The following is a 13,139-nucleotide window of genomic DNA, read 5'->3' as shown; positions in this document are numbered from 1 at the left end:
TCCACGCCGGTATCCATCGGTGACCAGCTCACCTAAGCTCTCCGACCATGGAGACGGAAGACGGCACCCGCAGCGCCGGTGGTGACGTGGGGGTGACCACCGGGGCGCGCGGTGACCTCTTCTCCCCCGACTGCCCGACCCGCCTGCTGCTCGACCGCCTCGGCACGAAGTGGACGTCGATGGTCGTCAAGGTGCTCGCCCGCGACGGCGAGCTGCGCTTCACCGAGCTGCGCCGGCGGACGCCGGGGGTGTCCCAGAAGATGCTGTCCGCGACGCTGCAGAGCCTCGTCCTCGACGGCCTCGCCGCACGCCGCGTGGAGGACACGGTGCCGCCGCGCGTGCACTACCGGCTCACCGAGCTCGGCCTCTCCCTCGAGGAACCGCTCGCCGCACTGCGGGAGTGGGCCGAGGAGCACATGCCGGCGATCCGGGACCACCGGGCGGCCGCCGGCGCGTGATCAGTGCTCGGGGTGCGGCGTGCGGAACGGCGGCGCCGGGCGCCCGCGCAGCTCGTCGTCGAGGGTGTCGCCCTCGGGGTCGGCGTCCGGGAAGACGTCGGGCTCGTGGTGCTCCCCGAAGCCGGGAGCCTCGCCGGGCGCGCCCAGGCCCGGGTCGGCGGCGGCGATCTCGTCGGGGTGCACGTGGCCGGGGACGTGGAAGGGCTCGTCGGTCATACCTGACGATGGCGCACCCGGGCGAACGGCAGGTGAACCCGCCCGACCCCTCACACCGTCGTGGGCACCGGACCGAGCATCTCGATGCCGTGCTTCACGGCGATCGCGAGGACGTCCTCCATCCGCGGCTCGCCCCCGGCGGCGAGCGCGTGCGCCTCGCGGGTGAAGGCCTCCATCGGCCCGGCCGGGGCGTGGACGCCGAATGCGACGGCGTCGACGTCGGACTCGTTGCGGATGGTGTGGGGCGTCCACCCGGCGAGCGGGACGACGTCCCCGGGCCCGGCCACGACGCGCTCGACCGGATCGTCGCCCACGTAGAACACGAGTTCCCCCGAGATCACCGAGTAGATCTCGCTCGGCGCGTGCCGGTGCATCACGGGCGGTCCACCTCCCGGCGGCATCCGGAGCTGCACGGCGAGCAGCGCGCCGCCGCTCTGCTCGGCGCCCATGAGGACGACGATTTCGTCGGTGCCCAGACGCAGGCACTCGCAGGTGGCAATGTCGACAGGTAGCTTGTCCATGTACCGAGTTAGACAGGAGGCTTGTCGAATGTCAAGGCCACCGCGTCCCGTGACCGACGGGCGCGACCGCCCCGTCAACCTCGCCGTGCTCATGCGCGACGGGTTCACGGTCCTCAACAACCGGGTCCTCGTCCGGCTCGCCGAGGAGGGGCACGGGGCGGTGCGGCCGGCGCACAGCGCGGTGTTCGAGTTCCTCGACGACACCGGCACCACCGTGAGCACGCTCGCCGAGCGCGCCCAGATGACCAAGCAGGGCATGGCCGAGCTGGTGCGCCACCTCGAGGTCCACGGCTACGTCACCCGCGAACCGGACCCCGACGACCGGCGCGCCAAGCGCGTGCTGCTCACGCCCGCCGGCCGCGAGGTGGTCGGCATCGCCCAGCGGCTCGTGCCCGAGATCGAGGCGGAGATCGTCGCCCTGGTCGGGCCCGAGCGATCACGCGCGCTCCGGGCGGACCTCGCGGCGATCGGCAGGCTCGGCGCGACGGTCCCGCCCCAGGAGTAGGGCACGATCGACGGCATGGGAGAGGTCGCGTGTGTCGGTGTCGTCGTCCACCCCACGAAGGACGTCGACGCCTCGCTCACGACGCTGCGCGACTGGGCCGCGGGGCACGGCGTCGAGGTCGTCGCCCGCGAGGCCGAGGCCGCGCGGGTGCCCGCCGGCGTCACGGTGCTCGCCGAACCCGACTTCCTGGCCCGCGTCGACGCCGTCGTGAGCCTGGGGGGCGACGGCACGATGCTCGGCGCGATGCGCTTGACGATCGGGCGCCCGGTGCCGGTGCTCGGCGTCAACCACGGCAACGTCGGCTTCCTCGTGGAGGTCAGCCCGCCCGACCTCGAGGGCGCCCTGGACCGGCTCGCCGAGCACCGCTTCGTCGTCGAGCCCCACGCCGCCATCGAGTTCGAGCACGACGCCGGCACGGTGACGGCGTTCAACGACGTGGTGGTCGGCGCCGACGTGCCCGGCGGCTCGGTCGAGCTGGACCTCGAGGTCGAGGGCACGCAGTTCGGCTACTACCGCTGCGACGCCCTGGTGCTCGCGACCCCGACCGGCTCGACCGCCTACAACTACGCCGCCGGCGGGCCGGTGATCTCCCCCGCGGCCGACGTCCTGGCGCTCACCCCGGTGGCGCCGATGTCCGGCGTCAGCCACTCGATCGTCCTGCCGGCGGGCGACACCGTCCGGCTGCGCCAGGCCCGCGCGCAGGACCAGGCGCTGGTGCGGGTCGACGGCGTCGCGACGACCCCGTTCCCGCCGGGGGCGGTCGCGACGGCGCGGCTGCGCCCGGAGGCGGCCCAGGTCGTGCGCATCGACCCGGACCGCCACGCCCAGCGCAGCCGCATCAAGCTCAGCCTGCTCGACCTCCCGCTGCGCCGCGAGCAGCTCGCCGAGCTGCTGCCCTCCGACGTCCGCGAGGACCTGGCGCACCTGCGCGGGCGCAAGGTGTTCTAGCCGCCCAGGCTCGGCGGCGGGAACGGCGCGAGCCGGTGCGACGGCGGCTCGCTGCCGTGCAGGTGGCGCACGAAGTAGTCCCAGGTCCGGCGCGTCGCGTAGTGCCGCCGCCCCAGCAGCGCGTGCTCGACGCCGGGGATGATCAGCAGGTCGACGTCCTTGTCCGCCTCGATCAGCGCGTCGACCAGGCGCAGCGCGTGGAACGGGAGCACGTTGTCGTCGAGCTCGCCCTGGATGAGGAGCAGCTTGCCCTGCAGGTTCGCCGCCAGCGCCGGCGTCGACAGAGCTCTGCGGGCCTCGTCGTCGACCGTGCCGTGGTACCACTCGATCCACATCGGGACGTACCAGCCGATGTCGTGGTTGCCGGCCGACGCGACTCCGACCTTGTAGGTCTCCGGGTGCGCGACCATCGCCCGCCCGGTGGCGAACCCGCCCCCGGAGTGCCCGGTGATCCCGACCCGCTCGGTGTCGAGCCACGGGTGGCGCAGGCCCAGCTCCCGGATCGCCGCGACGTGGTCGACCAGCGCCCCGGCGTCGTCGAGCGCGCCCCACGACGCGTCGTGGAAGGCCTTGCTGCGCCCCGGCGTCCCGCGGCCGTCGACGGTGACGACGGCGAAACCGAGCGCGGCGAACGCCTCGGCCTCGCCGGGGATGACGGTGTCGAACGCCGGCGAGGAGCGGTGGATCTGCGGGCCGGGGTAGATGCAGTCGATCACCGGGTAGCGGCGGGCGGGGTCGAACCCGTGCGGCTTCCAGAGCAGCCCGTAGATCGGCGTCCGCCCGTCGGCGGCCGTGGTGCGGAAGCGCTCGGGCGGCGCCCACCCCAGCGCCTCCAGCGCGCCCGTGTCGGGCGCCTCGAGCTCCACGACGACCTGGCCGTCGCCACCGCGCACCACCGACTGCGGCGGCGTGGCGACGTCGGAGGCGCGGTCGACGAGGTAGCCGCCCTCGGGCGGGCTGACCGCGTCGTGGTCGAGCGCGTCGTCGGTGAGGCGCGTGAACCCGCTGCCGTCGAGGCCGACCCGGCAGATCTGGCGCACGTACGGGTCGTCGTCGACGAGCCCGTTCGCGAGGAACCAGACCTGCCGGCGCTCCTCGTCGACCCAGAGGACCCGGCGGACCAGCCACTGGCCGCGCGTGACCTGCTCGGCGACCCCGTCCGGCGAGTACAGGTAGAGGTGGCCCCAGCCGTCGCGCTGCGACCACCAGAGCACCTCGCCGGTCTCGAGGACGTGCACCATCGGCGTCTCGCCGAGCTCCGGGGTCGGGTCGACGCGGGTCTCCCCCGTCTCGCTGATCAGCGTCGTGATCTCGCCGGTGGACGGGTCGAGGCGACGCAGCTCGAGGGTGCGGACGTCGCGCGAGCGGTGCACCAGGTGGACTGCGTCGCCCTTCTCGCCGAACCACCAGGCGGTCATGAGGGCGCCGGGGTGCAGGAGGGGCTCGGGGTCGTCCTGCTGGGTGACGACGCTGCGGGCGGCCACGTCCAGCACGACCCAGGTCAGCGTCGACTGGGCCTCGTCGCCGGGCATCGGGTAGCGGATGTGGTGCGCCACCGGGCGGCCGCCGCCGGCGGGCGCGGACTCGACGAGCACCTGCTCGGGCAGGTCGCGCTGATCGATCTTCGGCACGAGCAGCCGGGTGGAGTCCGGCGACCAGTGCACGATCAGCGGGTCCACGCCGAGCGCGCGCATCATCATCCCGGAGTTCAGCGGCTCCGGGAGGAAGCCGTAGCCGTGGTGCGGCGCGGCGTCGTCGGTCAGCGCGAACTCCTGCTCGCCGTCGCGCGAGCGGACCCAGATGTCGCCGTCGCGGCGGAACGCGATCCACGCCCGGTCCGGCGAGGGGACCTCGGAGATCCCGGGCTGGGGCTCGTCGACGCGGACACAGGTCCCGGCGCGGTCCGACCACTCCCAGGTCGCGTCGAGCGCAGAGAACCGGACGACGTCCGGCTCGGACCCGGGGACCTCGGGGTCGATCGCGGTGAACGGGAGGTCGTCGGCGGCCACGGCCGTCCCGGCCGCCACCGACAGCGCGGCGGCGAGCCGGTCGTGGTCGAACGCGTCGCGGCGCGTGCCCTCTCCGGGGTCGACGACGAGGAAGCGCGAGCCGATCCGGTACCAGAAGCGCGTGCCGTCCGCGAACCACTGCGGGGTCACGGCGGCGCCGGGCACGCGGCGCGCGCGGTACGGGCCCAGCATCGCCTCGGCGCGGGCGTAGTCGGCGTCGGTCAGCTCCATCGGCGCGGTCATGGGATCGACGGAACACCCGGCCGTCGCGGCACACTCAAGACCCGCGGCGAAGTGATCCGGAGCACGCTTGACCCTGCCGCCGCGGCACGGTGTCGGCTCCTTCCCGTGGACCTGCCCCAGCAGCTGCTCCTGCTCTCCCACGACCCCGCCCGCGACCGGCTCGACGTCACGAGCGCCCTGGTCCGCGGACCGCTCCTGCGCGCGGCGGCCGTCGCCGAGCTGGCCCTGCGCGGTCACCTCCGCCCGGTCGACGGGCGGGTCGAGCGGGCCGCCGGCGCCACGCCCGCCGACCCCTTCCTCGCCACCGTCCTGCGCGCCGTCCCGCCCCACCGGCCGCGGGCCTGGTTCGACGTGGTGGACGAGGACCACGACGGGGCCGAGGACGCGGTGCTCGACGCGCTCGCGGCGGCCGAGACGCTGCGCACCTCCCGCTCACGGACGTGGAACCTGTTCCCCGTCCGCCGCGCCTACCTCGCCGACCCGGCGCCGGCGGCGGCGCTGCGGGATCGGGTGCGCGGCGCCGTGCTCGGCGGCCGGGACCTGCGCACCGAGGACGCCCGTGCTCGCCCTGCTCGCGGCCGACGGCGGCATCGCGACGACGTTCGGGGTCCGCGAGCAGCACCGGCACCGCGACGCGTTCCGGGCCGTCGCCGGCCACGTCGAGGCCCGGCTCCCGGGGCTGCGGATGGGCACCCTGTGGTCGCTCGCGGCCCGGCGCGCGGAGGCCGGTGGCCCGCGTGTCGTTCCTGCGCCTCGCCGGGCCCCGGGCCGTCGCGCCATCCCGCTCGCCCCGGCGATGGACCCCGCCGCGCGCCGGCGGGAACACTGCTCGCCGTGCCGCTGATCGCCGTCGAAGAGCACTGGACCTCGCCGGGCGTCATCGCTGCGCTCGAGGCCCTCCCGCCGGGTGAGGCCGACGAGAGCCTCGCCCTCAACGACCGCGGCGACACCCTCGAGCGCCTGGCTGACCTCGGTGAGCTGCGCCTGCGGGCGATGGACGCGCAGGGCATCGACCTCGCGATCGTGTCCCACGCCCCGCCGGGCACCCAGGCGCTGCCCGCGGGCGACGCCGTCCCGCTCGCCCGCGACGCGAACGACGCCGTCGCCGAGGCCGTCGACCGGCACCCGACGCGGCTGCGGGCCATGGCGACGCTGCCCCTCACGGCGCCGGACGCGGCCGCCGCGGAGCTGGAGCGCGCCGCCGGCCTCGGGCACGTCGGCGCGATGGTGCACGGCCGCGCCCGCGACCTCCTGCTCGACGACCCCGTCTTCGACCACGTGTTCACCGTGGCCTCTGCGCGGAACCTGCCGATCTTCATCCACCCCCAGATCCCGGCCGACGGCGTGCGCGACGCCGTCTACCGCGGCTTCGACCCGGTCACCGACCTCGGGCTCGCGACGTTCGGCTGGGGCTGGCACGTGGAGGCCGCCACCGCGGCGCTGCGGCTGATCCTGCGCGGGACGTTCGACCGGCACCCCGACCTGCAGATCGTGCTCGGTCACTGGGGCGAGCTGCTGCTGTTCTGGCTCGACCGCGCCGACGGCCTCGCGCGGGTCCGCGGCCTCGAGCGGTCGATCTCGGACTACGTCCGGAGCAACGTCGTCGTCACCAGCTCGGGCATGTTCACCCCGGCGCTGCTGCGCCACGCGCTGTCGGTGACGACCGCCGACCGGCTGGTGTTCTCCACCGACTACCCGTTCCAGCAGCCCACGGCGGCGGAGATCGAGAGCTTCCTCGGCGAGCTCGGCCCGGAGGACCGGGAGGCCGTCGCGCACCGCACCGCGCGCACGATGTTCGGCCTGGACGCCTGACGCGCCACTTCCGCCGTATCCAACGTATAGCGGGCCGGGGGACTTGCCGCAAGACCCGGGTCGTTCCGCACACTTCCCCGGTCGACATCGCGAGGAGGCCTGTGTCGGAGCACGAGCACGACGAGGAATTGCGGGACGAACGGCGCCACGTGGCCGGGCTGTACGACCGTCTCGACGCCGCGCGGGCGCAGGCGCGTCGGGACCACCGCAGGGCGCTGCGGGGCGACGGCGAGTCGCCGATGGACCGGGACGTGCGGGTCCGGGCCACCGCGGCGCAGGTCAGGAGGCTGGACGTCGCCGACAACGGGCTGTGCTTCGGCCGGCTCGACGACCTGGACGGCGACCGTTCCTACATCGGCCGGATCGGGATCCTCGACGAGGAGAACGACTTCGAGCCGTTGCTGATGGATTGGCGCGCGCCGGCCGCGCGACCGTTCTACACCGCGACCGGCGCGAATCCGGAGAACATGCGCCGGCGCCGCCAGTTCCACACCCGGGGGCGCCGGATCGTCGATTTCACCGACGAGGTGCTGGGGCGTCCGGGGAAGGACGGCGGCCACGACGACGGCAACGACGCGGACGCCGCTCTCCTGGCCGCGGTGAACGCGCCGCGCGGCGAGGGCATGCGCGACATCGTCGCCACGATCCAGGCCGAGCAGGACGAGATCATCCGCCTCGAGCACCCGGGCGTGACCGTCATCGAGGGCGGCCCGGGCACCGGGAAGACCGTGGTCGCACTGCACCGCGTCGCGTACCTGCTCTACACCCAGCGCGAGCGCATCGAGCGCCACGGCGTGCTGGTGGTCGGCCCGAACCCGGCGTTCCTCGACCACATCGGCCAGGTGCTGCCGTCGCTGGGCGAGTCGGACGTCGTGTTCATGACGCCCGGCGACCTCGTCCCGGGCCGGCACGTCACCGTCGAGGACGGCCCGCAGGCGGCGCGGTCCAAGGGATCGCTCGCGGTGCTCGACGTGCTCGCCGCGGCGATCGCCGACCGCCAGCGCCTGCCCGAGGAGCCCGTCGCGATCGAGCTCCAGGACCTCACCGTGCGGATCGACGCCGCGACCGCCGAGTGGGCCCGCGACGAGGCGCGGGCGACCGGCCTGCCGCACAACGAAGCCCGGGCGACGTTCCGGGAGATCGTCGTCTACGTGCTCACCGAGCGCGCGATCGGCCGGATCGGGAAGGGCTGGCTGACCCGCGACGACACGGCGGCGTGGGAGCAGATGCGCACCGAGCTCGTCGACGAGCTCGCCGAGCTCGAGGGGTTCGCCGCCGCGCTCGAGCTGCTCTGGCCGGTCCTGACGCCCGAGGACCTGCTCGCGCCGCTGTACGAGTCCCCGGAGCGGCTGCGCGCGGCGGGCGCGGACCCCGCGTGGTGGCGGGCCGACGGCACCGCCTGGACGGTGTCGGACGTGCCGCTGCTCGACGAGCTCGTCGACATGCTCGGCCGCGACCCGGCGGCCGCGCGCGCCGAGGACCGCGCCGAGGTCGCCGAGCAGGCAGCCCAGGCGGAGTACGCGGCCGGGGTCATGGAGATCCTGACGCTGGACCGCGAGGAGCTGGACGAGGACCTCGGGTTCACGGTCGAGGACCTCACGCACGCCGGGGTCCTCGCCGACCGCTTCGTCGAGGAGGACACCCGGGAGCTCGCCGAGCGGGCCGCCGCGGACCGGGACTGGACCTACCGGCACGTCGTGGTCGACGAGGCCCAGGAGCTCTCGGCGATGGACTGGCGGGTGCTCATGCGCCGCTGCCCGGCCCGCGCGTTCACGGTCGTCGGCGACCTCGCCCAGCGCCGCTCGCCCGCCGGCGCGACGTCGTGGGGCGCGATGCTCGACCGCTACGTCGCCGACCGGTGGGTGTACCGGTCGCTGACGGTCAACTACCGCACGCCCGCGGAGATCATGGCCGTCGCGGCGGCGCTGCTCGCGGAGTTCGCGCCGGACGTCGAGCCGCCGGAGTCGGTGCGCGCGAGCGGCGTGGCGCCGTGGTCGCGGGAGGTCACGGCCGACGAGCTGCCCGCGGCGATCGAGGAGTTCGTGCTCGCCGAGGCGCCGCGGGAGGGGACGAGCGTGGTGATCGGGCCGGCCGGGGTCCCGGGCGTCGTGCCCCCGTCGGAGACCAAGGGCCTCGAGTTCGACGCGGTGCTGGTCGTCGAGCCCGAGCGGATCCTCGCCGAGGGGCCGCAGGGCGCCGCCGACCTCTACGTCGCTCTCACCCGCGCCACCCAGCGCCTGGGCGTCCTGCACCGCGAGCCGCTGCCGGCGGTGCTGACCGGGCTGACGGAGGTGGCGCCCGCTGCCAGAGTGGGCTCGTGACCGCCACCCTCGACTGGTACGGCTGCGCGACGTTCCGCCTGCGCACCGCGGAAGGCCTCACGGTGTGGCTCGACGCGTACCTGGACCGCGTCCCGGACGCCGAGCAGAGCGGGGTCGGCGTCGACGACGTCACCGCCGCCGACTGGATCCTCGTCGGGCACAGCCACTTCGACCACCTGTGGGGCGCCGAGCGGATCGCGGTCCGCACGGGCGCGACGGTCGTCGGCTCCTACGAGTCGGTGCGCGTCCTCGCCGCCGCCGGCGTGCCCGAGGAGCAGCTGCTCGCGGTCGCCGGCGGCGAGCGGGTCGCCCTGGACGCGAGCACGTCGGTGCGGGTGCTGCCGAGCCTGCACTCGTGCGTGTGGTCGTCGCAGCCGATGCCGCCCGCCGACGAGGTCTGCCTCGGCGAGACGGGGCTGACGCTGCAGGACCGGACCGAGCGGATGCGGGCGCTGTGGGCGGGGTTCGGCGCGATGGGCGAGGACGTGCGCGCCCACATGAAGGCCGCCGACCAGGGCGAACGCGGTGACGGCGGCGCGCTCGTGTTCGTCGTCGAGACCTCGGAGGGCAGCCTGCTGTTCCAGGACAGCATCGGCAGCTGGAGCGGGGTGCTCGGTCAGCAGGCGCCGGACGTCGCCATCCTCGCCGTCGCGGGACGCGGCAACCGCGACGGCGAGCCCGTGCAGGGCACCACCGCGGACTTCGTCACCGAGCAGACCGCGGCGCTCGGCGCGCGGACGGTCGTGCCGTGCCACCACGACGACTGGCTGCCCGGCTTCTCGCGGGCGATCGACACGGCGCCGGTCCGCGCCGCGATCGACCGCGCGGCGCCGGGCACGGCGCTCGTCGACCTGGGCTACGCGTCGGGCTACGCGCTGTTCCGGTAACCCGGCCACGGTCCTCATCGGCCCGCCCGCCGCTCCGCACGTGTGGGATCCGTCCGCCCGGGACACGCTGGGGCCATGGCCGCAGACGCTGCCGACGAGGCGCCGGCGGGAATCCCCACGGACGTCGTCGCCGCCTTCGAGGACATCCCCGCGGTGCTCTGGGCGTTCGAGGGCCCCGAGCACCGCGTCGTCGCCGCCAACCGCGCCGCCCGGGCGAGCATGGGCTTCCGGCCCGGCATCGTCGGGCGTCCCATCCGGGAGGTCGCGCCGGAGCTCGAGGGCCAGCAGGTGTTCGAGACGCTCGACGAGGTCTGGACCCGCGGCGAGCCGGTGATCGGCGACGAGCGGCGCATCCTCGTCGACCGCGACGGCGACGGCCGCCTCGAGGAGGACTGGTACTCCTACACCTTCGTCCCCACCCACCACGCCGACGGCTCGATGCGCGGCATGACGGTGCACATTGGCCGGGTCACCGAGGACGTGCTGCGCCGGCGCGAGGCCGAGACCTCGGCCGCCGAGTCGGAACGGCGCCGGCAGGCCGCGCAGGACGTCGTGCTCACGCTGCAGCGCTCGATGCTGCCGACCGGGCTGCCGGTGCTGCCACGAGCGCGTCTCGCCGCGCGCTACGTCGTGGCCGGGCAGGAGCTGGCCGCCGGCGGCGACTGGTTCGACGCGGTGCCGCTCGCCGACGGCCGGGTGGCGGTCGCGGTCGGCGACGTCGTCGGCCACGGCGCGTCCGCGTCCGCGGCGATGGGGCGGCTGCGGGCGATCGGCGGGAACGCGCTCGAGGCCGACCGGGGCGTCGCGGGGACCCTCGCCGAGCTCGACCGCTTCGCCGCGCGCGAGCGGGCGACCCGCGCCGCGACCGTGTGCGTCGCCGTCCTCGACCCGCGCACCGGGGAGCTGGAGGTGGCGGCCGCCGCGCACCCGCCGCCGTTCGTGGTCACCGCCGACGGCACGGCGCGGTGGATCGACGTCGCCGCCGGCCCGCCCCTGGGCACCGGGGCGCCCGCCACCCCCACGCCGACCGTCGACCGGCTCGACCCCGGCGACGTGCTCGTGCTCTACACCGACGGCCTCGTCGAACGGCCCGGGCACCCGCTCGACGAGGGCCTCGAGGCACTCGCGCGCACCGCCGTCGCCGCCGGCCACGAGCACGTCGAGGACGACGCGACGGTCCCGACCGCGCAGGTCGACCGGATCGCCGCGCTCACCGTGGAGCGCATGGGCTGGACGGGCGGCGGCCACGCCGACGACGCGACCCTGCTCGCCGTCAAGCGCACCGCCGAGCCCCCGGAACCCTTCGCGCTCGAGATCCCGGCCGACCCGCGCGGTCTGCGCACGCTGCGCCGAGCGCTCGACGCGTGGCTCGACGCGACCGGGGTCGGGGAGGACGACGCGCTGGCGCTGACGCACGCGGCCGGCGAGGCCGCGACCAACGCGCTCGAGCACGCTCACCCCGAGCCGCCCGCGGACGGCGTCGGCGCCCGTGTCGCCGCGGCGCTCGACGACGACGGCCGCGTGACCGTCACCGTCGCCGACTCCGGGACCTGGCGCCCCGCCGCCGACGACCCGGGCCCGCGCGGCCGGGGGCTGATGATGATGCGCGGCCTGGTCGACCGGGTCGACGTCGTCACCGGGCCCGCCGGCACCACGGTGACGCTGGCGGCGCCGGTGCGCCGCGACGTCCTCGTCGGCTCGTACGACGACGCCGTGACCGGGCCCGGTCACGGCGTCGCCGAGGACCTGGCGACCGAGCAGCGCGGGCCCGACGTGCTCGCGGTGAGCGGCCCGCTCGACACCGGCACGGTCGAGCGCTTCCGCCACCGCGTGCTCGAGGTCGCCCGCGGCGGGGCGCGGGAGCTGACCGTCGACCTCCACGGCGTCTCGGTGTTCTCCAGCGCCGCAGTGCAGACCGTGCACGAGCTGCGCCGCGACCTCCCCGGCCTGCGCCTGCACGCGGCGGGCGCGAGCGTCTCGGGCCGCGTACTCGCGCTCACGGGCCTCGACGACCTGCTCGACGGCGCGGTCCTGCCGTCGCCGTGATCAGGAGCGCATGACCGCCTGGCCGGTCGCCGTGCGCACCTCCAGCCCGCGCACGCGGTCCGGCGGGAGGTCGGTGGCCGCGGTGACCGTGACGTCCTGGCCCGGCGGGGGGCTCCAGCGCGCGATCTCCTGCTCGCCGCCGTCGGGCGAGCGGACGACGAGGACGTAGGTGGTACGCGGGGTGTCGGGCGGCGGCGCGGGGTGCGGCTCGCCCACGTAACGGCAGGTCAGCGCGATCTGGGTGCCCCACGGCCGGGCGGTGAGGCCGGCGAGGCCCGAGGACTCGGAGTCGGCGACCGGCGGCAGGGCCAGCTCGCGTGACGTCGAGGGCGCGGACGCCCCCGACCACGCCGCGATCCCGAGCCCGCCGAGCAGCGCCAGCACCACGGCGACCGCCGCGACCGCGCGTCCGGCCCAGCGGCGCCGGCGGACGCGGCGCAGACCGCCGTCGAGCAGGTCCGGCGGTGGCGCCGAGGGTTCCGCCGTCTCGAGCGACGGCTCCGGCGCCCGTGCCAGCAGCCCGGGCAGGCCCGCGACCTCGTTGAGGGAGCGCGCGCAGGCGTCGCAACCGGCCAGGTGGGCCTCGAAGGCCTCGCGCTCGGCCGGCTCGAGCGCGCCGAGGACGTAGACGCCGACGTCGAAGCGGTGCGGGCAGCTCATACCCCGATCCCCATCTCCTCCAGCACCAGGCGCAGCGCCCGCAGCGCGTAGTGGGTGCGCGACTTGACCGTGCCCGGCGGCACCCCCAGCACCGCCGCGGCCTCGCGCACCGACCGACCCCGGTAGTAGCACTCCGCCAGGACCGCGCGGTGCTCCGGGGACAGGCGCGCGAGCGCGGCGTCGACGACCCAGGCCTGGGCGGCGGCGTCGGCGTGGTCGGCGACGGCGAGGTCGGGCTCGCCGACGTCGTCGACGAGCACCTCCGGGCGCACCGAGCGCGCCCGCCACTCGTCGATCAGCACGTTGCGCAGGGTCCGCAACAGCCAGGGGCGCGGGTCGCCGCGGCTCTCGTCGAGCGCGTCGACATGCCGCCACGCGCGCACCAGCGTCTCCTGCACGGCGTCCTGCGCCCGCCCCGGGTCGGCCGTCGTCCGCATCGCGACGGCCCAGAGCAAGGCGCCGTGGCGCTCGTGCAGCAGGCGGATGAGGTCCGCGTCCGACGTCACCCCGCCT

Annotated in this window: 12 protein-coding genes; 7 read left to right on the top strand and 5 right to left on the bottom strand. The window is 75.6% G+C overall.

Going from position 1 to position 13,139, the window contains the following annotated elements:
- Positions 1–47 precede the first annotated feature (47 nt).
- On the top strand, positions 48–458 hold the full coding sequence (locus tag EV188_RS17330; RefSeq protein WP_133827507.1) for a winged helix-turn-helix transcriptional regulator: 411 nt from the start codon (positions 48–50) through the stop codon (positions 456–458).
- Here EV188_RS17330 and EV188_RS17325 read toward each other — a convergent pair whose 3' ends face one another.
- Positions 459–674, bottom strand: a complete 216-nt coding sequence (locus tag EV188_RS17325) for a hypothetical protein (protein WP_133827506.1) — start codon at positions 672–674, stop codon at positions 459–461.
- A gap of 50 nt (positions 675–724) precedes the next feature.
- Positions 725–1,195 carry a cupin domain-containing protein gene (locus EV188_RS17320; protein ID WP_133827505.1) on the bottom strand — a complete coding sequence of 157 codons (471 nt, stop codon included), beginning with the start codon at positions 1,193–1,195 and terminating at the stop codon, positions 725–727.
- Between the two features lie 49 nt (positions 1,196–1,244).
- Between EV188_RS17320 and EV188_RS17315 the strand changes: the two genes are divergently transcribed.
- A complete protein-coding gene (locus EV188_RS17315; RefSeq protein ID WP_208114240.1) occupies positions 1,245–1,700 on the top strand; it encodes a MarR family winged helix-turn-helix transcriptional regulator in 456 nt (151 codons plus the stop codon).
- Between the two features lie 15 nt (positions 1,701–1,715).
- Positions 1,716–2,648 carry an NAD(+)/NADH kinase gene (locus EV188_RS17310; RefSeq protein ID WP_133827503.1) on the top strand — a complete coding sequence of 311 codons (933 nt, stop codon included), beginning with the start codon at positions 1,716–1,718 and terminating at the stop codon, positions 2,646–2,648.
- Here EV188_RS17310 and EV188_RS17305 read toward each other — a convergent pair.
- On the bottom strand, positions 2,645–4,900 hold the full coding sequence (locus EV188_RS17305) for a S9 family peptidase (protein WP_166659933.1): 2,256 nt from the start codon (positions 4,898–4,900) through the stop codon (positions 2,645–2,647). The genes EV188_RS17310 and EV188_RS17305 overlap by 4 nt on opposite strands.
- Before the next feature lie 105 nt (positions 4,901–5,005).
- Between EV188_RS17305 and EV188_RS17300 the strand changes: the two genes are divergently transcribed.
- From EV188_RS17300 to EV188_RS17285, 4 genes are all read left to right on the top strand, one after another.
- Positions 5,006–6,712: an amidohydrolase family protein gene (locus tag EV188_RS17300; protein ID WP_166659932.1), complete on the top strand. Its 1,707-nt coding sequence runs from the start codon at positions 5,006–5,008 to the stop codon at positions 6,710–6,712.
- 101 nt (positions 6,713–6,813) lie between these two features.
- Complete coding sequence (gene helR / locus EV188_RS17295) at positions 6,814–9,033, top strand: RNA polymerase recycling motor ATPase HelR (protein ID WP_208114239.1); 2,220 nt, start codon at positions 6,814–6,816, stop codon at positions 9,031–9,033.
- Positions 9,030–9,920 carry an MBL fold metallo-hydrolase gene (locus tag EV188_RS17290; RefSeq protein WP_133827501.1) on the top strand — a complete coding sequence of 297 codons (891 nt, stop codon included), beginning with the start codon at positions 9,030–9,032 and terminating at the stop codon, positions 9,918–9,920. The genes helR and EV188_RS17290 overlap by 4 nt, the downstream gene beginning before the upstream one ends.
- 75 nt (positions 9,921–9,995) lie before the next feature.
- Positions 9,996–11,966, top strand: a complete 1,971-nt coding sequence (locus EV188_RS17285; RefSeq protein ID WP_133827500.1) for a SpoIIE family protein phosphatase — start codon at positions 9,996–9,998, stop codon at positions 11,964–11,966.
- Here the strand turns inward: EV188_RS17285 and EV188_RS31720 are convergent, their stop codons facing one another.
- Positions 11,967–12,626 carry an anti-sigma factor family protein gene (locus EV188_RS31720; RefSeq protein ID WP_166659931.1) on the bottom strand — a complete coding sequence of 220 codons (660 nt, stop codon included), beginning with the start codon at positions 12,624–12,626 and terminating at the stop codon, positions 11,967–11,969.
- A complete protein-coding gene (locus EV188_RS17275) occupies positions 12,623–13,132 on the bottom strand; it encodes a sigma-70 family RNA polymerase sigma factor (protein WP_208114238.1) in 510 nt (169 codons plus the stop codon). The genes EV188_RS31720 and EV188_RS17275 overlap by 4 nt, the downstream gene beginning before the upstream one ends.
- Positions 13,133–13,139 lie beyond the last annotated feature (7 nt).

The sequence above is a fragment of the Actinomycetospora succinea genome (assembly GCF_004363095.1).
Taxonomy (GTDB): Bacteria; Actinomycetota; Actinomycetes; order Mycobacteriales; family Pseudonocardiaceae; genus Actinomycetospora; species Actinomycetospora succinea.
This window is presented reverse-complemented; position numbering and strand designations above follow the sequence as displayed.

What these genes read in the sequence shown, in the direction of transcription:
- EV188_RS17330 (WP_133827507.1), top strand. Translation starts at nt 48, where the DNA reads ATGGAGACGGAAGACGGCACCCGCAGCGCCGGTGGTGACGTGGGGGTG.
- EV188_RS17325 (WP_133827506.1), bottom strand. Translation starts at nt 674, where the DNA reads ATGACCGACGAGCCCTTCCACGTCCCCGGCCACGTGCACCCCGACGAG.
- EV188_RS31720 (WP_166659931.1), bottom strand. Translation starts at nt 12,626, where the DNA reads ATGAGCTGCCCGCACCGCTTCGACGTCGGCGTCTACGTCCTCGGCGCG.
- EV188_RS17285 (WP_133827500.1), top strand. Translation starts at nt 9,996, where the DNA reads ATGGCCGCAGACGCTGCCGACGAGGCGCCGGCGGGAATCCCCACGGAC.
- EV188_RS17320 (WP_133827505.1), bottom strand. Translation starts at nt 1,195, where the DNA reads ATGGACAAGCTACCTGTCGACATTGCCACCTGCGAGTGCCTGCGTCTG.
- EV188_RS17305 (WP_166659933.1), bottom strand. Translation starts at nt 4,900, where the DNA reads ATGACCGCGCCGATGGAGCTGACCGACGCCGACTACGCCCGCGCCGAG.
- EV188_RS17310 (WP_133827503.1), top strand. Translation starts at nt 1,716, where the DNA reads ATGGGAGAGGTCGCGTGTGTCGGTGTCGTCGTCCACCCCACGAAGGAC.